Consider the following 23,992-nt stretch of genomic DNA (forward strand, 5'->3'; position numbering starts at 1 on the left):
ATGATTACAAAATATACATCAGAAATTTTTAACGTGCTTCGCAAGGGACAATTTATCTGTTCAAATAGTCCTGATGATGACATTAAAAAACTTTACAAAGTTTTAGAAGATGAGGAAACTTTTGAAGACTTACACGAATTTTTTTATCAAATTAATTACATATTAGAGCAAGGCAACGAATATTATTATTTCAGTCGAAAAGAAAATAATGTTGACTTAGATAGAAAACTAGAAAAAGCCTTTAATTGGATTGATATTCTGGACTTTTTTAAAACTTTCGATACCTCTTTTGATGTCGGCTTTAGGTTTTCGCCATCAGACATTGTAAATCAATTAAAAAATAATGCTGATTTAAAAACGAAATTGGAAAAGCTTAAAAAAGTAAGTGGAGATAAAAAAACTAATTCTGAACGCATAAAAAAAATAATTGAAAAACTAGAAAAAGATAATTTCATATCCTTAGAAAATGAGATAACTGAAACTTACAAAGTGCTTACATCTTTTAATTATTTGAAGGACATTATAACAACTATTAATATTCCCGAAGAAATAGAAAATGAGATACCTGAATAAAATAGTTTTTATAAATAGTGCATCTGTACAATATGCTGAAATCGAACTAGATGGAAATGTTCACTTAATTGGAACGCAAGGCGTAGGAAAAAGCACACTACTTCGTGCTATATTATTTTTTTACAATGCTAATAAAACCAAGCTTGGAATTCCGAAACAAAAGAAAGGATTTGATGATTATTACTTTCAGTATCAGAACTCTTACATCGTTTATGAAATACTAAAAGACAACATCCCTTTTTGTGTTTTAGCCTATAAAGTAAATGGTAAAGTTGCATTCCGATTTTTTAATTCTTCCTATAACAGAGAATTATTTATTGACAATAACAATAAAGCTTTTGAAAGTTGGGACAGTATCAGAAATGCATTTGGTAAAGAAATTTATTATACCAAACTCATAAAAAGTTATGACGAATATCGCAGAATCATTTATGGGGACAATAGCGGTTTAAAACCTGAATTTAAAAAGTATGCTCTAGCGGAAAGTAAGCAGTATCAAAATATACCAAGAACTATTCAAAATGTACTTCTAAACACCAATCTTGAAGCAAAATTTATTAAAGATACTATCATAAATTCTTTAAATGATGAGGAGTTTATAATAGATATTGAGAATTATGCAAAAAATCATTTACGTGATTTTGAAACGCAAATCAACGATATCAAAATATGGTTTAAAGAAAACAGAAGAGGACTGATTGTTGTTAGAAAACAAGCTGATAAAATAGTTGACCGATATAGAGCTTACAATTTTCTCAAAAGAGAAACAAAGGATTTAGCTTATGAGTTAGCTACTAGAATGAATTTTATAGAAAACGAAAAACCGCTTTTAAATTCTAGTTATTCCAAAGAAATCAATGAATTAAATGTTATAACAAAAAAAAGAGAAAACTTAGTAAAAACACATCGTAGAAGAGAGCAAGATATCGTTTCTGATTTAAAACTAATTACAACAGAATTAGGAAAAGCTAAACAGAAACTAACAGAATACGAAAATCAAAACATTAAAGAAATAATTTCAAAAGTTTCAAAAAAAGACACACTAACTATTGAGCAAAAGACTTTAGAAGACGAAAAAAATCTACTCACCTCAAAATTTGCAGAAATTAGTCAAAAATTTGAGGCTCTTATAAAACAACTTCAAAACCAACAGCAGGAGTTTACAAACAAACAGAACTCAGATATCATTAAAATAAAAAGTGACTTTGGAGAGCATAAATCTTCAATATTTGATACTTACCAGAAATTAATAAGTCAAATTAATGAAGAAAACAAAGATGAGATAGAAAAGGCAACTAATGACTTAGAAAAAATAAAAGAAAATGAATACAGCCTAAAGAGAAGCAAATCAGAATTAAAACATAAAACCTTTTTTTTAACAGAAATTGAGAAATTTAAAGCCAATGAAAAAACACTTAGTAACAAAATCTCAAACTCGAAAAACATCATTCTAAATGCCACAAACGAAACAAAAACAATTCGTAAAGAATGGGAATTAGAAACAAAAGAAGTTGAAAACACATATAATTTATCAGTTGAAAGAGAAAACGAAAAAAGTAAAAAACTAAGGTTGAAAATTGAGAATATCGAAAACAAAATTCAACAAAGCAAACCTTCTCTTTATGGTTGGTTAAACGATAACATTAGTGATTGGCAAAGTACCATAGGCAAAGTGATTGATGAAGACAATGTACTCTTCAACACAGAATTGAATCCTAAATTGATAGATACTAATTCCTCTACTCTATTTGGCATAGAGTTAAACTTAAATACATTAAAAAACAGGATTAAATCCGTAAAAGAATATCAGCAAGAAATTGAGGTTTACAATGATGAGATTAATGAAATCCAAAATGCTATTCAACAGCTTAGTACGAATAAAGAAACTAGCTTGAGTAAGCTAAAGATTAAATTTGGTAAAAAACTAAAAGAACTTAATGAGGCTATTGCAGAAAACGAATATGCCATTTCTCAAAACGAAGCGAAGTTTAAAAAGAATAAGGTTGATTTAGAGGAATGGATTTTAAAAGCAAAATCAGAAAAAGAAGCTGTTTTTCAAAAATTAGAAGATAATTTAAATGAATTTGCATCAAAGAAATTAAAAGCTGAAGAAACTTTAAAAAACATTAAGAAAGGAATAAATCGAAAACAAAGCTTAAAAGAAAAAGAAAGAGACACGGAGCTTAAAGTTTTAGAAGAAACTAAGAATCAGAAAGTTTCTGAAATAAATAGTGCTATCTCAAAGGCAAAATCAGCATTTGATAATCGAATTCAAGAATTGAAGAAAGAGCAAAGTTCTGAATTAGAAAACAAAGGAGCTGATACAAAAAGGCTTAGCCATATAGAAAGTAGATTAAGCAAAATTAAAACAGACCTAGAGTACATAAAAGAGAACGAAACACTTGTTATAGAATACAATAAAGACAAAAGAGAACTCTTTGACAATGTACCTCAATTAAAAGTTGATAAGGCAAGTTTAGAGAAAAAACAAAGTACAATAATCAATGAACATAAAATTGAACTGAATAAAGTCAACACAAAACGGACTAAACAAGAAAAATTTGTTAAGTCAATACAAATTCAAATTAATGAATTTGATAATGACTTAAAGGATTTTGAAAGTTTTAAGCTCTCAGATGCATTTCTAAATATTAAAAGCTATTACGAAGTTCCTGAACCTATTGCTGATTTTGATGAACAGAAGAAAGCCACAACATTAATCAAAGAAATTATTGATAAGCATTCAAAAAGTCTAAGCACTTATGAAGAACTAAGACAAGCCGTTAACTTATTTAATGGGAACTTTAATGAAACTAATATTTTTAGCTTCAAAACAAAATTAATTACAAAAGACGATTTTCTAAGCTTTGCATTCGAGCTCAAAGAGTTTATTGAAGAAGATAAAATTAAAGAATATGAAAAACGTGTGAATGATAGGTTTGCACACATAATTCATTTAATTGGCAGAGAAACAACAGAGCTGAACTCTAAACAAGGCGAAATTGAAAAAATAATTAAAAAAATAAATGATGATTTCCTAGGCAAAAACTTTATAGAAGCTATCAAGACAATGGAAATAAGAACGTTAGAAAGTTCAAATCCCATCGTAAAATTATTGATTAAGATAAAAGAGTTTAATGATGAAAATAGTTTAGTTTTAGGAGAATCAAATCTTTTTACCTCTTCAGAAAGTAACACAAAAAATCAAAAAGCAGTTGACCTACTGAAGCAACTTGTAAAAGAGTTAGAGAAATCAAAAAATACAAATTTAACGCTATCCGAATCTTTTGACCTACAATTTAGAATCATAGAAAACGATAACGACTCTGGTCGGGTGGAGAAGCTTTCTAATGTAGGAAGTAATGGCACAGATATTTTAGTTAAAGCAATGATTAATATTTCGTTATTGAATGTTTTTAAAATTGATGCTTCAAAGAAATTTAAAGATTTTAAGCTTCATTGTATGATGGATGAAATAGGAACACTTCATCCTACTAATCAAAAAGGAATTTTGAGATTTGCCAACGAAAGAAATATTTTACTCATCAATGGTTCGCCAACAAGTCAAAATGCAACAGATTATAAATACACTTATAAATTAGCCAAAGAACAGTCTAAAACTAATTCTAAAAAATACATTACTAAAATTAACAGATTGATTAAAAAAGTAAACACTAAAGTTCTTAATTAATGAAGTTAAGCTTAAAAATAGCACAAGTGTTAGTAAAGCTAATCAATGGCGAATCAATTCCAAATAGTTTGGCTAAAAGTAGTCTAATAGATGCTTTAGTTGCTGAAAATATTATTTATCGAAAAGGAAAGCATAAAAAGTCGCTAGAGTTAATCAATGAAAAAGGACTGCATACATTTCTTGCAAATCAATTACAGATTACTGATGTATATAGCTATATTTCATTAAAAGAGAATCCAAATGCTACGCGTGCAGAATCAACCAAAATCACAACAGACTCAAAGATTTCAAATGAAAGAGCTTTTAAAGGATTTTTAGTAAATAGTTATAATTCTATAACAGCTGAATTAAACAACAAACAAATAATAATTAATCCTCAAAAAGGAAGTTTTATTTTTATTTATGACTATGAATCATTTAAAATTCCCAAAGAGGTAACAGTTGTTGGAGTTGAGAATACAAAAAATTTTAGTCAAATTAACAAACAGAAATACTTGTTTAATAAAGTCAATCCTTTATTCATATCACGCTATCCACAGAACCAAAGTAAAGACTTTATAAAATGGATGAAATCTATTCCAAATAATTATATGCATTTTGGAGATTTCGATATCGCAGGAATTGGAATTTATATAAATGAATATAAGAAACACTTATCGGAAAAAGCGTCCTTGTTTATTCCTGAAAATATTAAAATTGATTTGAAAAAAGGAAATAGAGAACGATATGATAAACAAAGAATAAATTTTAAGATAGACGATATACAAGAGCCAAAAGTTTTAGATTTAATTGAATTAATAAAAAAAGAAAAAAAAGGCTTAGACCAAGAATATTATATTAACACGAATAGCCAACGCTAAAAGCCATACACATTTACAGTCTCACCATCCAAGCATCACCAAAACTGTAAAAGAGTATGTCTCGCCAACGCTCAATCCGAAGTAAATAACAAACATCGGAAAACCTAGCAGAACGTGAAAAGCACTATGCACAACAAAGTACTGTGGTAAAAAACAAGTAAAATCTGCTTTATTTTATCACTAGACTACTTCTGTAAGAATCATCGTAAATGAGTCCTGATTTGGCTATGGCAAAGGCTAGTTTACGAGCTTGCTGGCTACTCTGATGAATACTTGTAGATTACTTATGTCTTTATCTTGTTACGCTTTCGCGAAAGCGTACTCAAGTGAATAAATCGTTTGACAGATTATAGATTTTCTATCGATGTTATGATACTAGGTCTAAGTAACTAGTAAGCTAGTTACTAATAAATCAATTCTATTTTGGCAATCATACTACCCTATTAAAAACACTTCTGTAGCTTTTATACTTCATGTTCACCTGCACCTCGATTTGCTTAATAAGGAGCTAGAACATGTACCCATTACTTAAAATTCAATAAAATTAGGAGAATCAATATAATATTTAGATATTTGTCTAAATACCTAAATAATATAATGAATTCTTTATTCAAAGCTCTAAATGATGAAACTCGTAGACAAATTGTTGAGTTATTAAAAGAGAAAGATATGAATGCTGGAGAAATCGCAGAACAATTCAACATATCAAAACCTAGTATCTCACATCATCTTGATATTTTAAAAAGAGCAGATTTAATAACAAGCGAGAAAAAAGGGCAGTTTGTAGAATATTCATTAAACACAAGCATATTAGAAGACTTGATCAGCTGGATACTAACTTTAAAAAAATAAATGATGGACCTAAAAAAAGAATTACCCATTATAGCAATTGTATTATTACCTTTTATTTATTTGGCTTATGTCTGGAATCAATTGCCAGAAAAAATTCCTATGCATTGGAATATGCAAGGAGAAGTAGACAGATATGGTGACAAAGCGGAGTTGCTAATTATACCATTTTTATTGCCGCTTCTCGTTTATTTAATTTTTCTAGTTGTTCCTAAAATTGATCCCAAAAAGAAATTGAATAAAATGGGAAACAAACTTCAAGCGATCAAATTTTTAATGACCACATTTATGTCAATCTTAGCATTATTTATTATATACACAGCAAAAAATGAATCTTTTGCAAATCCAAATTATATAATACTGTTCATCGGAGTTTTATATGTAATTCTAGGTAATTATTTTAAAACAATTAAAGCAAATTACTTTATTGGAATTAGGACTCCTTGGACTTTAGAAAATGAAACGGTCTGGAAGGAAACTCACAAATTAGGCGGGAAAATGTGGTTTATCGGTGGATTGATAGTTATAGTTTCAAGCTTATTATTTGAAAAGCAAACAAATATGATACTATTTATTGCGATCACTGCTGTGATAACTATCGTCCCTGTAGGCTATTCCTATTTAAAATTTCAAAATCTTAAAACACAAGTAAAATGAAAACTAAACTTATTTATTTTCTGATCCTAACGATAATTTCGTGCCCTATATATGCTCAAAATAATAGGCCTCAAGAACCTAAAGAGCCTTTTGATTATATAAGCGAAAATGTGAAATTTAAAAATAACCTGGACAGCATTTCTCTTGCGGGAACAATTACTTATCCAAAAAATGGCTCTGATTTCCCTGCGGTAATTTTAATAAGTGGCAGTGGACCGCAAGACAGAAATTCAGAACTAATGAACCATAAACCATTTCTGGTTATAGCTGATTATCTAACTAAACAAGGAATTGCAGTTTTAAGAGTTGATGATCGAGGAACTGGTGAATCTGAAGGTAATTATAATGAAACAGGACTTGCTGGGTTTGTAAATGACACTCAAAGTGCCTTAGAATTCTTAAAAACTCGAAGTGAGATAGATCCTTCTAAAATCGGATTAATTGGTCATAGTTTAGGTGGTACAATTGCACCAATCGTAGCTAATAATAATACCGATGTTTCGTTTATTGTTATTCTTTCTGGTGCTGGAATGAGAGGTGATCAATTGATGCTGTTACAAAAAGAGAAAATAGAACGGCAAATGGGCGTTCCAGAAATAGGAATTACACAAGGACAAAATAATATGAAAGGAGCATATGAGATTATTTTAAAATCAAAGGATGATAAAATCCAGTTACAAACGGAATTAAAAAATTATTTTACCGAATTATTTGGTGCCATGCTTCCTGAAAATCAAATTCAAACCCTTTCCCAACAATTGTCATTACCGTGGCTGGTAGATTTTATTCAAAATGATCCACAAACATCCTTGAGAAACACTAAATGTCCTGTTCTAGCGCTTAATGGATCAAATGATTTACAAGTGCCTGCAGAAGAAAATCTTGAACTGATTGAAAAACTATTGAAGGAAAATGGTAACAAAGATGTTACAACCCAAAAGTTAGAAAATTTGAATCATTTATTTCAAGAAAGTGAAACAGGATTACCTAACGAGTACGCTACTATTGAACAGACCTTCTCTCCAAAGGCATTGGAAATAATAACAAAATGGATTAAACAACGTACGAAATAATAAAGTGTAGAGGAAAATAAATACTTCACTGCTCAATTATTTGTCGTTGCTTGTTAAATGCTTAGTTATTTCCATTTCGTTTTTATGTGCTAAATTAGTTCAACAAATGCATAATCAAGTGCACATAGAACTATTGATTTCATTTTAACCAACTACACATAAATGATAAAATTCTTAAGGAAATATAGACTGAAAACTCTACTTGAAAATAAATTAGGTAGATATGTGTTTTACGCAATTGGAGAGATCATACTTGTTGTTATTGGAATTTTAATTGCATTGCACATTAATAATTTGAATGAAAATAAAAAAAGTGACAACCAACTTAGTAATATTTACAATGAAGTTAGGTTAAACTTAAAGTCAGACCTTGCAGATATAGATGAAATAATAATCGAGTACCAAGAACTACAAAATAGACTTGAAAAAATGGTTACTGTAGAATATTCAAACATTCTTTTAGACTCGATTACTGCAGATAATTATTTGGATTGTATTCCCTGTCAAGGCGATATCAACTCTTATATACCATTTGAAATAAAAGATAAAGGTTTTGAACTACTTAAAACATTTAATGATTTTAATGCAAAGAACAATAAAGAATTGACTAATGAAATTCTCGAGTTTTATACGATCAAAGAGTCTGCAAACATTGTGCTCGATAAATTAAAAGAAGAATCATTTAATAATATAAAGTTTTTTGAAGAGTTCCCCTGGTATAATGACTTTATGAATGGTACATATAATCCTGAAGCAATAAACTTTTTTGCTAAAAATCAAAGGTTTAAAAATAAGGTGATAACTTATAAATTAATAGCTATTAAAAACTATTTGCCTTTATTAAAACAGTATAAAGTAGATGCGACTGTGTTATTAAATAAATTAGAAAAAGCCTAAGAATTTTAATATAATAATTTCAAAAAACATGTCTGCCTCTTATAATTCCAGATACAATGCTTTGATTATCATAGAATTAATTGGTTGATTCTGGAGCTTTTTTTTGATTCCTATTCTCACCATATCGATACATAAAATTTTTATTCTTCTTATATTTTTTTAATTTAGAAATCTCAAACACGCAACTATTACGAATTCATTAAGTTGCTACAACAACAAATAAAACTCAAAATAAATCATTAGAGTTCTATTATTTTAAAACTTTTTAAAATGGAAAAAAAACATCAACCTATCAAAAACCTCTTGCTTATCCTATTATTTGCAATATGTATGTCGGTTACAGCTCAAAACGAAAGCAGTAAAACTTGTAACGTATTACCGTCAGAAATAAATTCCGAAATATACTTTGGAATTGATTTGGCCGAATTCAAGAAAATAGTTGGAAACAACCTCAAACTAGAAACCAAGAGTAATACTAACTTTAGACTCATATACTCTCAAAAAACTAACTTGCCAGAAATACCTATGATCACTTACTACTTTGATAATAAAGAGAACAAACCGCTTTATGAAATTATTCTTAATTATCAAAACGAGAAGCAAGCTCAAAACGCCGCTACCTTGCTATTTGGGCAGCCCAACTATAACCAAACAGAATGGAGAACAAACATTCAGGGGTTTCCAAACATTTGGAGTTGGGTTTATAAAAATAAACTGGTAGTAGTAGCAAAAATTCCGGGCAGTGAATGGTTTGACGAGTGGGACAAGAAATAACCACAAATGACCTTCTCTAGTACCTAAGATTTACTTTGTGACTTTTATGGTGAATACTAACTGTTTGTAGAACTATATTTTAATACAGATTATTTTCTGCATCTCACAATTTTGTACCGCATAAAGATTACTATGTTAACATTTAAAAAATTACTTTTAATAATTTCGCTTTCGCGAAAGCGAGACATCAACTGCAAACTTGCTGTTACTTGAATCTAGTATGTCGACAAGCTTCCTTGTTATAAGTCATGATTTCAATGCCAATAATAAGATAAAGAATATATTTGAATCGGATTTAACGAGTTTCGTTTTATTACAAACACTTCATAAACAACATAATACCATAAATGACGTAAAAATGTCATAGACTAGGCGTTGCCAAATGAATGAAACTAAAATACTTTTACATCGAATTAATATATCAAAATGAATAATTTGAATTTATCAGTAAGAGTAAAAGAATTAAGAAATAGAAAGGGGTTTTCCCAAGAGATGTTGGCTGAAGAATCTAGTTTAAGTTTACGAACCATCCAACGAATTGAAAACGATGAAACCGTTCCAAGAGGCGACACTTTAAGAAGATTGGCTGTTGCGTTAAATACTTCGCCTGATGATATCATAGATTGGAAAATACAAGAAGATCAAAGCTATTTAAGGTCAATGAGCCTATCAGCTCTTTGGTTTCTAATTTTCCCATTACTAGGAATAATAATTCCTCTTACAATGTGGATGCAAAAAAAGGATAAGCTTAAAAGCGTAAATGAATTAGGAGTATCTATGTTAAATTTTCAAATTACTTGGACATTTTTCTTTACGACTATTCTTCTTTTTCTGTTAATTGTAAAATCTGGTTCAGAATGGAATTTTCTTTCTCTATTAGTGCTCTTCTCGCCGATAATAATATTATATATCTATAATTTTATAGTTATTATATCTAACACAATAAGGATTAGTAAAAACCAAGATTTTAAATTCAGACCGTCATTACCTCTAATAAGAAAATAATAATGAAAAAATTAATATTAATTAAGTTAATACTTTCGACAGTTATTCTTTCAGGTCAAAATACCACAGAAATTAGAGGATTTATAAAAAACATAGATATAGATACCTTAATAATTGCTAAAGCATTTCAAGACTTTAGATATAATGGAATTGAAATACCTGTACAAAAAGAAGAACTTTTTAAATATGTCTTGAAACATAAATATATTGAGGAATATTCTATTGTATATAAAAGCGACCTTAAAAAAGGTGCTTGGAGACCAATCATTTTTTATCCAAACAGCAAAACAATAGAATTTGAAATATATCCAACGAGTGAATATCACAAAAACAAAATAATTGGAGATGATCTTGGAGAGCGAAAAATAAAATATCAATTACAATTCGGTCAAAAGTTTTCAAACATAGGTAATGAAATTTATGGAAGGATATTTCAATTAAAAAAAGGTACCGATTCTTATAATGAAGCAAAATCAAGATTAGATTCATTAAATAGAGAAGCAATATTATTTCAGCATAATTACTTTCTGAACGATGAGAGTATTCTTGGATTAAACGAATATGTTTACTTATTAAAAAACGCCAATCAAATGATGATTTCGCCAGAGATTCTGAAAGAATATCAAGGCTTCTATCTAAAAAAAGAATACGACCATCCTCTTATTGAAAGAGCAATTAATTTATATGCAAATCTATCTGATGAAATTGAAGTTGGGAAATTATTTGTTGATGTCACGCTAATAGATCAAGAAAGTAATTCTACAAAGCTGTCGGAATTACTTAAAGAAGATAAATTCATCATCCTCGACTTGTGGTCACCTTGGTGTGGTCCTTGCATAAGGAAAAGTAAATTATTAAAGCAGAACTATTCGATAATAAAAAGAAATGCCAAAATAATTGGAGTCATTGGAGGAATTAACGAAATTGAAAAAGCAGAAAATGCAATAAATCGTTTAGATTATCCTTGGAAAAACTTTATCGAAGTATCTGATAAAAATCAAATTTGGGAAAAATATGGAATAGCAAATTCTGGTGGAGCTCAATTTCTGATAAATAATGAAGGGAAAATTTTGGCAATAAATCCTAAATTGGAACAACTATTAAAAATAATAAATGAAAAATAATATAAGCACCACACCGAATAAGATTCATTGCTAGTTCGAGCCTAGATACTAAAGTCCTCGTGGACTGTCTAACTGTGATTTATTTGTTTATTTTGTTACATAAACATGCAACGAAATTATAGACTAAACCTTTGTCACGGATATAAATAAAAAACAACCATATTCAGCAAGGGATATCCTGAACCAATTTGACCCATGTGCGAAAAACTATACTTTCCCTATGCTCGATAAGGGATATTTTTATCCTGTTCATTCCAAATGAAATGCCTATCAAGATGAAAAGCGCTGATCTGTAATAAATGCATTAGATATAGCCCGCGAGGTACCGGACACAATGCAATTAGTAACTGTTAAGACCTTTTTGTAAATGGTACTGATACGAAGCCTTAAAAAACATAGAAAATCGCATCCAAAAAAATTCAGTAATTATTAATTATCAAAAGCCAATTTCAATTATGTGACCTATGCAAACGTTTATACACTACTTTTTACATTTAGGGTTTCCGTTTTTTATCGCTTTTGTGTTTTTTAAAAAGGATTGGAAAAATGTCTATCTCATACTGCTTGCTACCATGTTAGTAGATTTAGACCATGTAGTTGCTGACCCTATTTTTGAAGCAAATAGGTGCAGTATCAATTTTCATCCATTACATACCTATTATGCGATGATATTCTATGTGGGATTGCTCTTTTTCCGCAAACCTTTTAAAATAATTGGTATTGGACTCTTATTTCACATGTTGACAGATTTTATAGATTGTATGATGATGTATGCTAACTGCAAAGAATGTTTAAAAGACTCATCAGCTATAGAACTTTTGAAGACAGTATCAAATCTATTAGGAATTTGAAACAACAGCGTTTAGAAAAAAAAGAGTTTGGTTATTTGACTTTTTAAATTTTAAAAGTGGAAACTCATTTTATTAAATTGGTCTTGAACAATTAAAGTAAATTTCCTACTCTTCTCTTTATTTACTAAATTAGATGCTACATCTCGTGAACTTAAAAAGTGTGAAAGGCTGTGTTAACTTCTTGTAGGTAACAGAGCACAAATAATCTAAATATGAAAAAATTACTTTTAGGAATAATTGTTTTACTACTAATTTCCTGCAATGAAAATCCAGCTCATGAGTTTTCGCTAAACGGTAAAACGAAAGGGCTTAAAAATGGAACAGTTCTTTATTTAGATGTGGAAAACAAAACAATCGACTCTACACAAATTGAGAATAATACTTTTAAATTCAATACGGTAATTTCAGAATCACCATTACAAGTAGTATTGAGAACAAAAGACTTTTCTCAATATAGGTTTTTATGGATAGAAAATAAACCAATGACTTTTGACGCCTTAAATACTGACTTCAAATATGCAGTAGTAACTGGTTCTAAAGAAGAAGAATTGGTTCAAAAGCTACGAGATGAAACTAAAGAGCTTACCAGACCAGAGAGATTAAATAAGAATATTCAATTTATTGAAGATAATCCTAACAGCATTCATAGTGCTTACATCCTATCTGTTTATGCTACTACTTGGGGTAAAGAAAAAACTAAAGAATTGTTTGATCATTTCTCCCCTGAAAACAAGTCAACAGAATACGGTGAAGGAATCGCAACATTCATCGAGCTTAATAAGAATCCAGATATCGGTGAAAAATATGTGGATTTTGAAATGAATGATATTACTGGAAAAAGCAGGCGATTATCAGAATTTGAGGGGAAATTAGTCTTGTTAGAATTTTGGTCTTCCAGTTGCGGTCCTTGTCGCAAAGAAAATCCTAATCTGGTTCAAACCTATGAGGAATATCAGGACAAGGGCTTTGAAGTTTTTGCTGTATCTGAAGATACGGACAAAACGAGATGGCAAAAAGCAATTGAAGAAGATAAACTGCCTTGGACTCAAGTAAGCGATCTAAATCGTAAAAACAAAGCCTCAATGATTTATGGAATCAATGCAATACCTGACAACTTCCTGATTGATAAAAATGGTGTCATCATTGACAGAAATCTGAGAGGAGAAGAGTTGAATAAGAAATTAAAGGAGCTATTGAATTAATTCTTGTTGCGATTACATAAGTAGTAACAATTCTAATTTCTTAATGACAAACAAAAGCTACCGAAGTACGCAGAACTCCAAAATTTAAAGAGCAACATGATTAAAAATAAAAAAGCCAAATGGATCGTTCGTATTCTGTTACTTTTAGGAACTGCTGTCTCGCTATATTTTGTACCGTGGTTATTAGTTAAGGCGTGGATTCTTCCATTACCAGATACGGTTCAAGGACAGTTAGATGAAGCTATAGGTCATGGTTTTGATGGAATGATCGTTTATGTAGATCAAGAAGGTAAAGAACCGGTCTCTTATGCAGCAGGTTGGAAAAATAAGGAAAAACAAATTCCAGCAAATCCTCATTCCTTATTCAAAATTGCTAGCATTAGTAAACTCTACGATGCTGTTGCCGTTACAAAATTAGTAGGTGATGGACGTCTTTCTCTGGATAAAACCATAGCAGATTATTTACCAGAATTAAAAGGTAGAATTGAAAACGCAAATCAAATTACTTTAAGATTGTTGATCCAGCACAAAAGTGGCATCCCTAATTTTACAGATGCACCACGTTTTTGGGAAGCGCCTACAGGATCCTATGAAGAAAGTCTTGCATTGATACTAGATCAACCAGCTAATTTTGCTCCTGGCGAAGATTATGAGTATTGTAATACGAATTATTTACTACTCAATAAAATCATGGATAATGAATTGGGTTACGAGAACTTTCAGTTTATTGAAGAAGAAATATTGTCGCCTCTACAACTCAACAACACGTTCAGTTCGGTTGCTGCGGTAAATGTAGATGATGTAATGAGCGGTTACCACGTAGGTTATCCGCATGACTTAAAAGCAAACGATTACGGCATGCACGCAACAGCTGAAGATGTAGGTACTTTTCTAAGAGCACTAAATGAAGGAACCATCTTTGAAAATGATGAACGCAACATATATCCTTATGAATATGAGCATTCTGGTTGGGTTCCTGGATATCAAAGTTTTGCAAATTATGATGAAGAGCTTGATGCTGTTATCGTACAGTTTTACAGCACGACAGATCCAGACCTCTACAACTGGAACCTATCTGAGATCATAAATAACCGAATAGCTAAGATTTTAAAGGAACAATAAAATGAAATTAATAGTAACAGCGCTTTTGGTATTATTTACACTAACTACACATTCTCAAACTTCCGACAGCAAGACTTCTGACGATAATCAATCAGTTATGAAAATGACTAAAGAAGTCTTATATAGAGCAGAAAATGGAGCTCTTAAAAGTCGAGAAGACTTGTTTAACTCAAAGATTAGTTCCTATACAATCTACGATAAGAACGAGAGACCAATAGAGTTTGGTCAATATGAAATAGACGGTTCTCTTTATGAAAAAACTACCTACGAAAGAGATGAAAATGGAAACGCAAAAAAAGCAATAATAGAAAACGCTTCAGGTGATTTGACAAGTTACCGGATCTATAAATATGATTCTGAATCTAATATGATTGAAGTAAGAACTTTTGATACCGAAAACAACCTGAGTAATGTTCAATCAAACACGTAGGATGAAAACGGAAATAATATTGAGATGCTAGTTAAGAGACCGTCAAGTGAAAATGGCTGGAAATACGTTTGCAAATATAATTTTGAAAATAAAAAAATTGAACAATTCAGATATAAACCAGATGGTAGCCTTAAAGATAGAAGAACTTATTCCTACGATAAAGACGGAAATGAAAATGTGCAATACAAGTTTAATCCAGATGGTAGTTATATTAAGTTTGAGTCTGAATATGATTCTAAGAATAATCTTTTAGTTCAAAATTGGTTTGATGAAGAAGGCAAGCAAACACACCAAACCTCTTTTGAATATATCTACGATAAAAATGATAACTGGACTACTAAAAAAAGAAGTTCTAACGGAGAGTTAAGTATGGTGTGGGAAAGACTTATCACATACCACAATTAAAAGTTACCCAATCCATCTAGAGAAAATATTCTCAAGTGCTTACAAGGATTTAAAGTAAACGTAAAATTGAAGTATCAAATTAAAATTTAGTTTCTTAACTGATATTGCAACATATAAATAAATTTAAACAAATGAAAAAATTCGGAATCGTAGTATTATTCATCTCAGTCAGCTTATGGAGTTGCAATACCAACAAATCAAAAATAGACGTTGAATATTCTGATAAAACTACGACCAAAGCAGTAAACGATTCACAATCCTACCAGCATAAGGCTATTGAGGCAAACTTACCTACGATTGGTCTTTTGATGTACGATGGAGTATTACAAAGTGAAGTGATTGCAGCATCAGACGTGTTTGCCAAAGCTTCTGAAGATGGTGAGCATTTATTTAATGTGATTACCATCGCTGAGAATATGGAACCTGTAATTACAGAGGAAGGAATGCGATTTTTACCTGATTATACATTTGAAAACTGTCCCCACTTGACTGCGCTATTTGTACCAAGCGCATACGATATGTATGCTCAGGTCCATAATGAAGAAATTATCAATTTTATTCAGTCTAAACATCAAGAAACTGACTACATCGTGAGTAATTGTGCAGGAGCTCAATTAATAGGGAAATCGGGAATAGCACAAGGCACTAAAATCGTTACTTGGATAGGAGGCGGCGAGCAATTACAAAAAGATTATCCCGACTTAAAAGTACAAAATGATAGTCTTATTACATTTGTAAGAGACGGTAAATTTCTTTCTTCTAACGGTAATTTAGCAAGCTACATTTCTTCATTAGAATTGGTTGAAATTATGACTAGTAAAGAACACAGAGCATTTGTTGAAAGTTACCTTTATTTAGATCGTTTGCAAGAGTGGAATAACTAACCTAGCTCCTATTTATGATTCTACATAACTTTTAATCTCCTATAAGCTAATGCTTTCAGTTTATATTTTCGCTTGATTTTTACTCAAAAGTAAAAATTTACGATTCAGATTTCATTTTTGACAACTCAGAGATTTAAAATTGAATTATTTAGAAAGTGTTTTGATATTTATATCAAAAATTAGGAAATGCCACAAGATATAATTGGATGGTTTCATACTATCGCAGCAATAATTGCACTTATCACGGGAAGTCTAATACTGTCCTATGCAAAAGGAACTGAAACTCATAAATTCATCGGTAGAGTTTATGGGGTTTCCATGCTGGTAGTTTGTGCAACTTCATTCATGATATACAGAGTTCACAATACATTTGGGGTTTTGCACGTATTTGCAATTATCAGTACCATTACCTTGCTATTAGAAATGCTACCGCTGTATTCTAGACTTTATAAAAAACCTGTTTTGACTCATCTGGCATGGATGTATTGGTCGGTTATCGGCTTGTACTGTGCATTTGCTGCCGAGGTTTTTACAAGATTACCCACCATTCTAGAAATAAAAAATTCTTACGGAATATTTTATGCATTAGTAGGGATTTCAGCAGGTATAGTAGGTTTTGTAGGAAGTTATTTTTTTAAGAAAAGAAAAAGGATTTGGGAGCAGCGATTTGGTTAGCAAAAAATTAAAAACAACTCGCTCTGTTTTATCTAAGAAATTATTTGAATCCCGCTTTCGCGAAAGCGGAATTTTACCACCTAAGAAAAAGCTTAACAATATCATTCACTTATCTTTGTTCAACGATCAGTCAGGAAAACGGATTGAATAATTAACAATGACTAGTAAAAAAAGTAGCTATGGAATGGATTTATGATATGAAAGACCCAATATGGGAAACTCTTTTAGGAAGTCTCTTGGTTTTTATCGTTATTATCATTTTAACAAGGATAGTAGGGTTGAGATCGTTTGCTAAGTTTACGGCTTACGATTTTGCATTTACTGTTGCTATAGGAAGTATTATATCTTCTACGCTCACATCTTCTACCACTATCGTACATGGAAGCGTTGCAATTGCAAGTCTGTTGTTCTTGACATACTTATTCTCTTACCTTCAGAGAAAATTCCCTGCATTGAGTACGGCAATATCTAATAAACCGCTATTGTTAATGGACAAGGATCAAATACTTGAGAAAAACTTAAAACACGGTAGAATTGAGAAAACACAGTTAATCGCCAAATTAAGAGAAGCAAACGTGTTAGACTTTAACCAAGTAGAAGCGGTAGTTTTAGAATCTACAGGAGCAATCTCAGTCCTTCACAAAACAGATGGCGATACTTCATTGCACAAAGATTTATTAGAAGGTGTAAGAAGAGAACCATAATTTATCGGGCTATTTTCAATGGAATTATGTTAACTTGTCTGTTCAAAAACAAGCGATTAACCCATCAATTTGAGATCATCTCGTTATGCAAAACAGAACAAAACACTTACAACTTCCTTTTAAATTTGATAAAGAAAAACTGGAACAAGATCTAGATCGTGTTCTCAACGAGAAATGGGTTCCTCATTTTAATACTAATAACTATAGTGGAGAATGGAATGTGATCTCGTTATTTGCAAAAGGTGGTGATGCCACTAATATTTTTGCCTTACAAGACGCTGATGCATCTATAACAACAACTGAAGTTTTAAAGCAGTGTTCTTATTTGAAATCGGTAATAGATTCTTTTAAGTGTCCTATTCTAACGGCTCGCATTTTAAGATTAGGAGCAGGCGCAGAAATTAAACCACATCGAGATCATGAGTTGGGTTATGAAGATGGGAATTTCCGTTTGCATATTCCTATAACAACAAATCCAGATGTAGAATTTATACTGGACGGTGATAGATTAATCATGCTGCCAGGAGAATGCTGGTATACAAATGTGAATTATGTTCATTCTGTCAAGAATTCTGGAGATCAAGACAGAATTCATCTAGTTATAGATGCTGGTAGAAATGAATGGTCTGACCAATTATTTTTTTCATTAGCGCCTAAAGATAGTTTTGATCCTCTACCAGAAAAAGAAGCGTCACCAGAAACTATTCAAAGAATGATTGAAGAATTGAAAAATCAAAACACTCCAGCGGCAATACAAATGATTAAAGAATTAAGTAAAAAACAAGTCACTTCTAGCAAATAATGATATAGAATGGGATATTTGAATTAAATTTTTTAATCTAGAATACTTACAACACAGTTTCTATATGAATAATGCAGGAATTATAGTAGCTACACTTGTAATCACAATTGGAATTGTAGTTATCTTTTTTTACTATCTTTCACAAAGGAAAAAAAGAAACCTAAAAACTATAGCGGCAGACTGGAAAGCCTTTCAAAATGCTATTACCCACCAACGGATTCAAGCTATCGAAAGGCTAGGCACTCAACTTGTCTATAACGAACATATCACCGTTAAACAGATGAAAGAAATGTCTAGAGTTATAAATACTCTTGAAAATGAACATAAAGAACTAACTGAGTTAAAATGGATTATTTACAACAAGCGTAAGGACTGGAGTAAGCAATATCCACGGCATTTTGATGGACCGATGATGTAAAATCAACTTTAATTTAATAGGTTGTATATGCAAGTCATTCTTGTTTTTCAAAAAATTCTCAGATTCATCTCAAAATCCTATTTTTGCTCATGCTTAAAAAATTCCTACCCTTCGTCTTCATTCTATTATTCACCCATTTGGTTCATGCTCAAAATGAAACTGTAGAAGCAATGACTGCTGAAGTGGAAGAGATGACTAAAGAAATAAGCAAGCGCGAATCCTTTACCTTAACCCTTTTTAAAAAGCATCTCGTTTCATTGAGCCTATTAAGAAAGGCAGCCGATGAACCTGCTTTGCGTATGTCACAGAAGCATAAGGATAATATCAAATCTGTTACAAGAACTCGTTATGCAGAGCTTTTAAAAGAAGATCATCAATCCATTGTTGATGAAGCAACAAAGCAAGATATCAATTGGAAAAAAATTGAATTTGTCGATTTGCTTTATAAGCCTAGAGCATTTTTTAAATTTGGCCAACCAGGTTATGAAGGCCTGTGGATTTTTAAAGACACGTCTAAAAAAGATGTGCTTTTTACCATGCAAGTCGATTTTATTATTCTAGGGACAGATGCCTATATTCTAGAAATAGATGACTTTAAAAAACAGCTCAAATAGGTTTTTAAGCAAGTAAAAATTACTTCTCTCCACTTCTTTATTATTTAAAAAAGTTGAAAATAGCTCTGTTTAGTAATAAATGGATGTTATTCTTATGCCCGTTTCAAAAGGGCGTTGAAATGGACTACAAGCCGATTCTAATTTATTGTAAATATTAGCTTCACACGTGTTTAATTATCTGTATTTTAAATAGTTGATATTATTTTACTAAAAATCCTCATGTTGATATGAACTTCATGGGACAACTCAAAATTGGGTATTCTTACCTATTGTAAAGTATGAGATACCGTTTTAAATTTACATGGTAGTAAATAAGATATTATGTGCTGTACGGATTTGTAGCCTGATTTTTTAGTTTGGACTTTAGGCCATTAAAGTAATTGATTTCATTCTAATCATTTCTCATAGAATTTACTAACCAACCATTATTTTAATCTCACTTATTCTTACAGCACTTTTTATTTTCAAAAAGTGCTTTCAGTTATTTTGAAGAACTCTACATTACGTTTAGTCTTTGTAAATAGAGACCACCGCTTTAGAATCCGAAGATTTAGTCGCTCTATACATTCCTTCAGTATTAAATGGCATTGAAATATTTCCATTGGTATCAACAGCAATTAGGCCACCGTCACCTCCTATTTCAAGAATACGTTTATGTATAACTTCGCTTGCCGCTGCTTCTAAGGACATATTTTTATGTTCCATTAAACAAGCCACATCATAGGCTACTACACCTCTTATAAAAAACTCACCACTTCCCGTACAACTTATCGCACAGGTTTTATTATTAGCATAATTTCCAGCGCCTACCATAGGACTATCTCCTACTCGACCCCATTTTTTATTAGTCATTCCTCCTGTAGATGTTGCAGCCGCTATATTTCCATTTTGATCGCAAGCCACCGCTCCTACAGTACCAAATTTAGAATCTTTTTTTGTGGAATGATCTAGTTGAAAGCTGTCCGTATCTTTTATTTCTAACCACTGTTTATGCCTAAAATCATCGTAGAAATAAGATGGATCTTCAAAATTATAATTCAAATCTTTAGCAAATTCATGAGCTCCTTCACCAGCTAGAAAAACATGCTCACTCTTTTCCATCACATCTCGAGCAAGACTTATGGGATTTTTTATTCCAGTAATTAAAGATACCGCGCCAGCATTCAAGGTGTTACCATCCATGATACAAGCATCCATCTCATGTGTTTCATTTGCTGTAAACACAGCTCCTTTACCAGCATTGAATAATGGAGAATCTTCCAAAACTTTTACCGCTACCTCAACAGCTTCTACCGCAGATTTGCCTTTTTCTAAAACGCTATATCCAGCATCTATTGCAGCTTGTAGATCAACTCTGTACTTTGCTTCTAGCTCTGGAGTCATCATTCCTTTTACCAGAGTTCCTGCGCCACCGTGTATGGCTATTGAAAATTTATTGTTCATTACTTAATTTCAAAAATTTTTATTGAAAACTTTAGAAGTTGACACTTATTTTATGTTGATTACTTTAATTTAATACATATTCTTAGTATCAAACTATCTGCATTCCATTTATGAAGTCTTATTCAAAAATAATTTCTTGAACACAACAGGCATTTTTCAACCTTTCCGAGCAAATTTCCGTAAACTCCAATTTGTCCACCTTTCCTATTCTTAGGAAAGGAGCTTTTACTTTTTGGTTTTATACAGTCACATTATAAAATTATAGCACGGTCGCAATACCAAATTGACCATTCATTTAATCCAACAAATGCAACTCACCGCGGTTATCCATTTCTTTTAGTTCTTTAACTAAATCCAACGCATCTGGAACGACGTCGCTACAAAGAATGATAAGTGAGCCTTCTTTAGCATTTTTTACAGCAAATTTAATTGCTTCTTTTTCTGACGGAATAATGGTGGTTTTTTTATTAGGATCTTTGCTTTTGATCCCATCATTTAGCATTTTGATAAGCTCTTCTTCGGTTTTACCTCTTAGTCGTTTATCCTGTCTGATGATGATTTCATCAAACATCTCTGCGGCAATACTTCCCATTTCATTATTATCCTCTACTCGCCTATCACCTATTCCAGCAATGATTCCTACTTTAATTGTAGCATCTAGTTCATCAGTAAAGTTTTTAAGTCCTCTCATTCCTGCAGCGTTGTGTGCATAATCTAATAAGATCGAGAAATTAGAAAACTTAAACATGTTCAATCTTCCAGGAGTTTGTGATGCTGATGGCACAAAAGTTTCTAAAGCTGCTTTGATATCTTCGTTGCTTATTCCTTGCACATGCGCGGCAAGAATCGCAGCTAGAACATTTTGAATCATGAACTTGGCTTTTCCACCGTAAGTAAGTGGTATGTGCTCAGCTTTCATTAATCGCATCTTCCATTCTCCTCTACATATAGTTACAAACCCTTCTTCATAAACGGCTGTAATACCATTCAATCGTTGCAGCGCTTTAATTCTTGGATTGTTTTCATCCATTGAGAATAAGGCAACATTACATTCTACTGAACGACGCATGTCGTAAACAAGATCATCGTCTGCATTAAGAACAGCATAACCATCTGGTAAAACCGTTTCTGGAATAACTCCTTTAACCTTAGCTAGTTGATCAACCGTATGAATTCCTTTAAGTCCTAAATGATCTGCAGCGACGTTTGTTACGATTCCCACATCACATTTTTTAAAACCTAGACCAGCTCGTAGTAATCCTCCTCGCGCCGATTCTAAAACGGCCATATTTACGGTAGGGTCTTTTAAAACAAATTCGGCACTTGCAGGACCAGTACAATCACCAGTCATTAATAACCTGTTTTGAATGTAAACACCATCGCTTGTTGTATAACCAACTCTGTAACCGTTCATTTTTGCAATATGAGCAATGAGTCGAGAGGTAGTAGTTTTACCGTTTGTTCCAGTAATAGCGATTATAGGAATACGGCCAGTTTCTCCCTTAATAGGAAATAATTTATCAATAACCGGAGCAGCTACATTTCTAGGTAAACCAGTTGTAGGCGCTAAATGCATTCTGAATCCAGGTCCTGCGTTTACCTCTAGCACGGCTCCACCAGTTTCTGAAAGTGGTTGTGAGATATCTGTAGTCATGATATCAATTCCGCAAATGTCAAGATCGATTATTTTTGAAATACGCTCTGCCATACTCACATTTGCTGGATGGATTATATCAGTAATATCTTCAGCAGTTCCTCCAGTGCTTAGGTTTGCGGTGTCTTTGAGAATTAATCTTTCGCCTTGAGCGATAACAGAATCAAGTGTGTAACCAGCATCCTTAATAATGGTTTGTGTCAACTCATTTGTAGTAATTTTAGTCAATACATTTTCATGTCCAAAACCACGACGTGGATCACTATTTACTTTATCAATTAATTCTTGTACTGTAGATTTTCCATCACCTATAACGTGAGCTGGAGTTCTAATCGCTCCTGCGACTAACTTGTTGTTAATGACTAACAATCTATAATCAGCTCCCTTAATGAATTTTTCTACTATGATAGCGCCACTTTTAGAACTATCCTTGGCATGATGAAAAGCAACTAGTGCTTCATCATAATTATTGATATCTACAGTAATTCCGCGACCGTGATTTCCATCTATAGGCTTGATCACTAATGGATAACCTACGTAATTACAAGCTTCTTCAAGACTTCTTTCACGTCTAATGATATCGCCACGAGGCACTTCTACCTCGGCTTGTTCTAATAAGAACTTTGTATCTTCTTTATCGCAGGCTAATTCTACACCTATGCTACTCGTTTCACTAGTTACAGTAGCTTGAATACGTTTTTGATTTGCTCCATAACCCAATTGTACTAAGGAATATTTATTCAATCGTATCCATGGAATACCTCTCGATTGTGCTTCTTCTACTATAGAACCAGTACTAGGTCCTAATCGAGAACTTTCACGCAACTCGCGCATTTCCTGAATATCGTCGTTAATATCATAATCTTCGGCAGCTATTAATGCTTCACAAATTCTTACCGCAGCTTTTGCAGCATAGCGTCCTACGTTTTCTTCCATATAGGAAAACACAACATTATAAACACCTTCTTCACCATAACCACGAGTTCTTCCAAAACCAGTATCCATTCCAGCAATGGTCTGTATTTCAAGAGCTATATGTTCGATTACATGTCCCATCCATGTTCCATCATCCACACGCATGAAAAAACCACCTTCACAACCTTCAGAACAGCGGTGGGAATACATGGTAGGAAACATCGCTTTTAAACGCTCAGGAAAACCAGGGACCTTGTTAGTAGGAAATTCTTCCATCTTTTCTAAATCCAAAACCATAACTATCAACTTATGACGTCTCACAGACCAGTAATTAGGTCCTCTCATGGCATTAATTTCGCGTATTTTCATT

Annotated in this window: 24 protein-coding genes; 22 read left to right on the forward strand and 2 right to left on the reverse strand. The window is 31.9% G+C overall.

Annotated features, from left to right (window positions below; genetic code table 11):
* The 22 genes from DDD_RS16275 to DDD_RS16375 all read left to right on the forward strand — a co-directional run bounded on the left by DDD_RS16275 (position 1) and on the right by DDD_RS16375 (position 19,610).
* Entirely contained in the window at positions 1 to 573 is a 573-nt protein-coding gene (locus DDD_RS16275) for a condensin complex protein MksE (RefSeq protein ID WP_015364055.1), read from the forward strand.
* Complete coding sequence (locus tag DDD_RS16280) at positions 557 to 4,264, forward strand: ATP-binding protein (protein ID WP_015364056.1); 3,708 nt, start codon at positions 557 to 559, stop codon at positions 4,262 to 4,264. The genes DDD_RS16275 and DDD_RS16280 overlap by 17 nt, the downstream gene beginning before the upstream one ends.
* Positions 4,264 to 5,124 (forward strand): DUF7281 domain-containing protein, encoded by an 861-nt coding sequence (locus tag DDD_RS16285; protein WP_015364057.1) that lies wholly within the window; start codon positions 4,264 to 4,266, stop codon positions 5,122 to 5,124. Before DDD_RS16280 ends, DDD_RS16285 begins: the two co-directional genes overlap by 1 nt.
* A gap of 597 nt (positions 5,125 to 5,721) precedes the next feature.
* Positions 5,722 to 5,976: an autorepressor SdpR family transcription factor gene (locus DDD_RS16290; RefSeq protein ID WP_015364058.1), complete on the forward strand. Its 255-nt coding sequence runs from the start codon at positions 5,722 to 5,724 to the stop codon at positions 5,974 to 5,976.
* Between the two features lie 3 nt (positions 5,977 to 5,979).
* Positions 5,980 to 6,630, forward strand: coding sequence for an SdpI family protein (locus tag DDD_RS16295; protein ID WP_015364059.1), 651 nt, complete (start codon positions 5,980 to 5,982; stop codon positions 6,628 to 6,630).
* Positions 6,627 to 7,703 (forward strand): alpha/beta hydrolase family protein, encoded by a 1,077-nt coding sequence (locus tag DDD_RS16300; RefSeq protein ID WP_015364060.1) that lies wholly within the window; start codon positions 6,627 to 6,629, stop codon positions 7,701 to 7,703. The genes DDD_RS16295 and DDD_RS16300 overlap by 4 nt, the downstream gene beginning before the upstream one ends.
* A 162-nt stretch (positions 7,704 to 7,865) precedes the next feature.
* The gene (locus DDD_RS17420; protein ID WP_015364061.1) at positions 7,866 to 8,600 is read left to right on the forward strand and encodes a DUF6090 family protein; all 735 of its coding nucleotides are present in this window, start codon (positions 7,866 to 7,868) and stop codon (positions 8,598 to 8,600) included.
* 270 nt (positions 8,601 to 8,870) lie between these two features.
* Complete coding sequence (locus DDD_RS16310; protein WP_015364062.1) at positions 8,871 to 9,374, forward strand: hypothetical protein; 504 nt, start codon at positions 8,871 to 8,873, stop codon at positions 9,372 to 9,374.
* Positions 9,375 to 9,800: 426 nt separating this feature from the next.
* Positions 9,801 to 10,379 (forward strand): helix-turn-helix domain-containing protein, encoded by a 579-nt coding sequence (locus DDD_RS16315; RefSeq protein ID WP_015364063.1) that lies wholly within the window; start codon positions 9,801 to 9,803, stop codon positions 10,377 to 10,379.
* A 2-nt stretch (positions 10,380 to 10,381) separates the two neighbouring features.
* Entirely contained in the window at positions 10,382 to 11,503 is a 1,122-nt protein-coding gene (locus tag DDD_RS16320; protein ID WP_015364064.1) for a peroxiredoxin family protein, read from the forward strand.
* Between the two features lie 178 nt (positions 11,504 to 11,681).
* Positions 11,682 to 11,765 carry a hypothetical protein gene (locus tag DDD_RS18425; protein WP_407635540.1) on the forward strand — a complete coding sequence of 28 codons (84 nt, stop codon included), beginning with the start codon at positions 11,682 to 11,684 and terminating at the stop codon, positions 11,763 to 11,765.
* Between the two features lie 202 nt (positions 11,766 to 11,967).
* The gene (locus tag DDD_RS16325) at positions 11,968 to 12,354 is read left to right on the forward strand and encodes a DUF6122 family protein (protein ID WP_015364065.1); all 387 of its coding nucleotides are present in this window, start codon (positions 11,968 to 11,970) and stop codon (positions 12,352 to 12,354) included.
* 212 nt (positions 12,355 to 12,566) lie between these two features.
* Positions 12,567 to 13,556, forward strand: coding sequence for a TlpA disulfide reductase family protein (locus DDD_RS16330; protein ID WP_015364066.1), 990 nt, complete (start codon positions 12,567 to 12,569; stop codon positions 13,554 to 13,556).
* Between the two features lie 96 nt (positions 13,557 to 13,652).
* Positions 13,653 to 14,678 carry a serine hydrolase domain-containing protein gene (locus DDD_RS16335; protein ID WP_015364067.1) on the forward strand — a complete coding sequence of 342 codons (1,026 nt, stop codon included), beginning with the start codon at positions 13,653 to 13,655 and terminating at the stop codon, positions 14,676 to 14,678.
* Position 14,679: 1 nt separating this feature from the next.
* The gene (locus tag DDD_RS16340; protein ID WP_015364068.1) at positions 14,680 to 15,108 is read left to right on the forward strand and encodes a hypothetical protein; all 429 of its coding nucleotides are present in this window, start codon (positions 14,680 to 14,682) and stop codon (positions 15,106 to 15,108) included.
* A gap of 24 nt (positions 15,109 to 15,132) precedes the next feature.
* Entirely contained in the window at positions 15,133 to 15,513 is a 381-nt protein-coding gene (locus tag DDD_RS16345; protein ID WP_015364069.1) for a hypothetical protein, read from the forward strand.
* 131 nt (positions 15,514 to 15,644) lie between these two features.
* Positions 15,645 to 16,397 (forward strand): DJ-1/PfpI family protein, encoded by a 753-nt coding sequence (locus tag DDD_RS16350; protein ID WP_015364070.1) that lies wholly within the window; start codon positions 15,645 to 15,647, stop codon positions 16,395 to 16,397.
* Positions 16,398 to 16,583: 186 nt separating this feature from the next.
* A complete protein-coding gene (locus tag DDD_RS16355) occupies positions 16,584 to 17,072 on the forward strand; it encodes a DUF2306 domain-containing protein (protein ID WP_015364071.1) in 489 nt (162 codons plus the stop codon).
* Positions 17,073 to 17,251: 179 nt separating this feature from the next.
* Complete coding sequence (locus DDD_RS16360; RefSeq protein ID WP_015364073.1) at positions 17,252 to 17,776, forward strand: DUF421 domain-containing protein; 525 nt, start codon at positions 17,252 to 17,254, stop codon at positions 17,774 to 17,776.
* 85 nt (positions 17,777 to 17,861) lie between these two features.
* A complete protein-coding gene (locus DDD_RS16365) occupies positions 17,862 to 18,578 on the forward strand; it encodes an aspartyl/asparaginyl beta-hydroxylase domain-containing protein (protein WP_015364074.1) in 717 nt (238 codons plus the stop codon).
* 64 nt (positions 18,579 to 18,642) lie between these two features.
* Entirely contained in the window at positions 18,643 to 18,996 is a 354-nt protein-coding gene (locus DDD_RS16370) for a hypothetical protein (protein ID WP_015364075.1), read from the forward strand.
* 89 nt (positions 18,997 to 19,085) lie between these two features.
* Positions 19,086 to 19,610 (forward strand): hypothetical protein, encoded by a 525-nt coding sequence (locus DDD_RS16375; RefSeq protein ID WP_041567231.1) that lies wholly within the window; start codon positions 19,086 to 19,088, stop codon positions 19,608 to 19,610.
* 507 nt (positions 19,611 to 20,117) lie between these two features.
* Here the strand turns inward: DDD_RS16375 and DDD_RS16380 are convergent.
* Both DDD_RS16380 and cphA read right to left on the reverse strand, forming a co-directional pair.
* A complete protein-coding gene (locus tag DDD_RS16380; protein WP_015364077.1) occupies positions 20,118 to 21,053 on the reverse strand; it encodes an isoaspartyl peptidase/L-asparaginase family protein in 936 nt (311 codons plus the stop codon).
* 295 nt (positions 21,054 to 21,348) lie between these two features.
* A complete protein-coding gene (gene cphA, locus DDD_RS16385; RefSeq protein ID WP_041567232.1) occupies positions 21,349 to 23,991 on the reverse strand; it encodes a cyanophycin synthetase in 2,643 nt (880 codons plus the stop codon).
* Position 23,992 lies beyond the last annotated feature (1 nt).

The sequence above is a fragment of the Nonlabens dokdonensis DSW-6 genome, from assembly GCF_000332115.1.
Lineage (GTDB): Bacteria > Bacteroidota > Bacteroidia > Flavobacteriales > Flavobacteriaceae > Nonlabens > Nonlabens dokdonensis.

Coding starts and splice junctions, on each gene's coding strand:
- DDD_RS16360 (WP_015364073.1), top strand. CDS start 17,252: ATGGAATGGATTTATGATATGAAAGACCCAATATGGGAAACTCTTTTA.
- DDD_RS17420 (WP_015364061.1), top strand. CDS start 7,866: ATGATAAAATTCTTAAGGAAATATAGACTGAAAACTCTACTTGAAAAT.
- DDD_RS16330 (WP_015364066.1), top strand. CDS start 12,567: ATGAAAAAATTACTTTTAGGAATAATTGTTTTACTACTAATTTCCTGC.
- DDD_RS16320 (WP_015364064.1), top strand. CDS start 10,382: ATGAAAAAATTAATATTAATTAAGTTAATACTTTCGACAGTTATTCTT.
- DDD_RS16285 (WP_015364057.1), top strand. CDS start 4,264: ATGAAGTTAAGCTTAAAAATAGCACAAGTGTTAGTAAAGCTAATCAAT.
- DDD_RS16310 (WP_015364062.1), top strand. CDS start 8,871: ATGGAAAAAAAACATCAACCTATCAAAAACCTCTTGCTTATCCTATTA.
- DDD_RS16350 (WP_015364070.1), top strand. CDS start 15,645: ATGAAAAAATTCGGAATCGTAGTATTATTCATCTCAGTCAGCTTATGG.
- DDD_RS16355 (WP_015364071.1), top strand. CDS start 16,584: ATGCCACAAGATATAATTGGATGGTTTCATACTATCGCAGCAATAATT.
- DDD_RS16335 (WP_015364067.1), top strand. CDS start 13,653: ATGATTAAAAATAAAAAAGCCAAATGGATCGTTCGTATTCTGTTACTT.
- DDD_RS16280 (WP_015364056.1), top strand. CDS start 557: ATGAGATACCTGAATAAAATAGTTTTTATAAATAGTGCATCTGTACAA.
- DDD_RS16375 (WP_041567231.1), top strand. CDS start 19,086: ATGCTTAAAAAATTCCTACCCTTCGTCTTCATTCTATTATTCACCCAT.
- DDD_RS16325 (WP_015364065.1), top strand. CDS start 11,968: ATGCAAACGTTTATACACTACTTTTTACATTTAGGGTTTCCGTTTTTT.
- DDD_RS16275 (WP_015364055.1), top strand. CDS start 1: ATGATTACAAAATATACATCAGAAATTTTTAACGTGCTTCGCAAGGGA.
- DDD_RS16370 (WP_015364075.1), top strand. CDS start 18,643: ATGAATAATGCAGGAATTATAGTAGCTACACTTGTAATCACAATTGGA.
- DDD_RS16365 (WP_015364074.1), top strand. CDS start 17,862: ATGCAAAACAGAACAAAACACTTACAACTTCCTTTTAAATTTGATAAA.
- DDD_RS16380 (WP_015364077.1), bottom strand. CDS start 21,053: ATGAACAATAAATTTTCAATAGCCATACACGGTGGCGCAGGAACTCTG.
- cphA (WP_041567232.1), bottom strand. CDS start 23,991: ATGAAAATACGCGAAATTAATGCCATGAGAGGACCTAATTACTGGTCT.
- DDD_RS16345 (WP_015364069.1), top strand. CDS start 15,133: ATGCTAGTTAAGAGACCGTCAAGTGAAAATGGCTGGAAATACGTTTGC.
- DDD_RS16295 (WP_015364059.1), top strand. CDS start 5,980: ATGGACCTAAAAAAAGAATTACCCATTATAGCAATTGTATTATTACCT.
- DDD_RS16290 (WP_015364058.1), top strand. CDS start 5,722: ATGAATTCTTTATTCAAAGCTCTAAATGATGAAACTCGTAGACAAATT.
- DDD_RS16340 (WP_015364068.1), top strand. CDS start 14,680: ATGAAATTAATAGTAACAGCGCTTTTGGTATTATTTACACTAACTACA.
- DDD_RS16300 (WP_015364060.1), top strand. CDS start 6,627: ATGAAAACTAAACTTATTTATTTTCTGATCCTAACGATAATTTCGTGC.
- DDD_RS16315 (WP_015364063.1), top strand. CDS start 9,801: ATGAATAATTTGAATTTATCAGTAAGAGTAAAAGAATTAAGAAATAGA.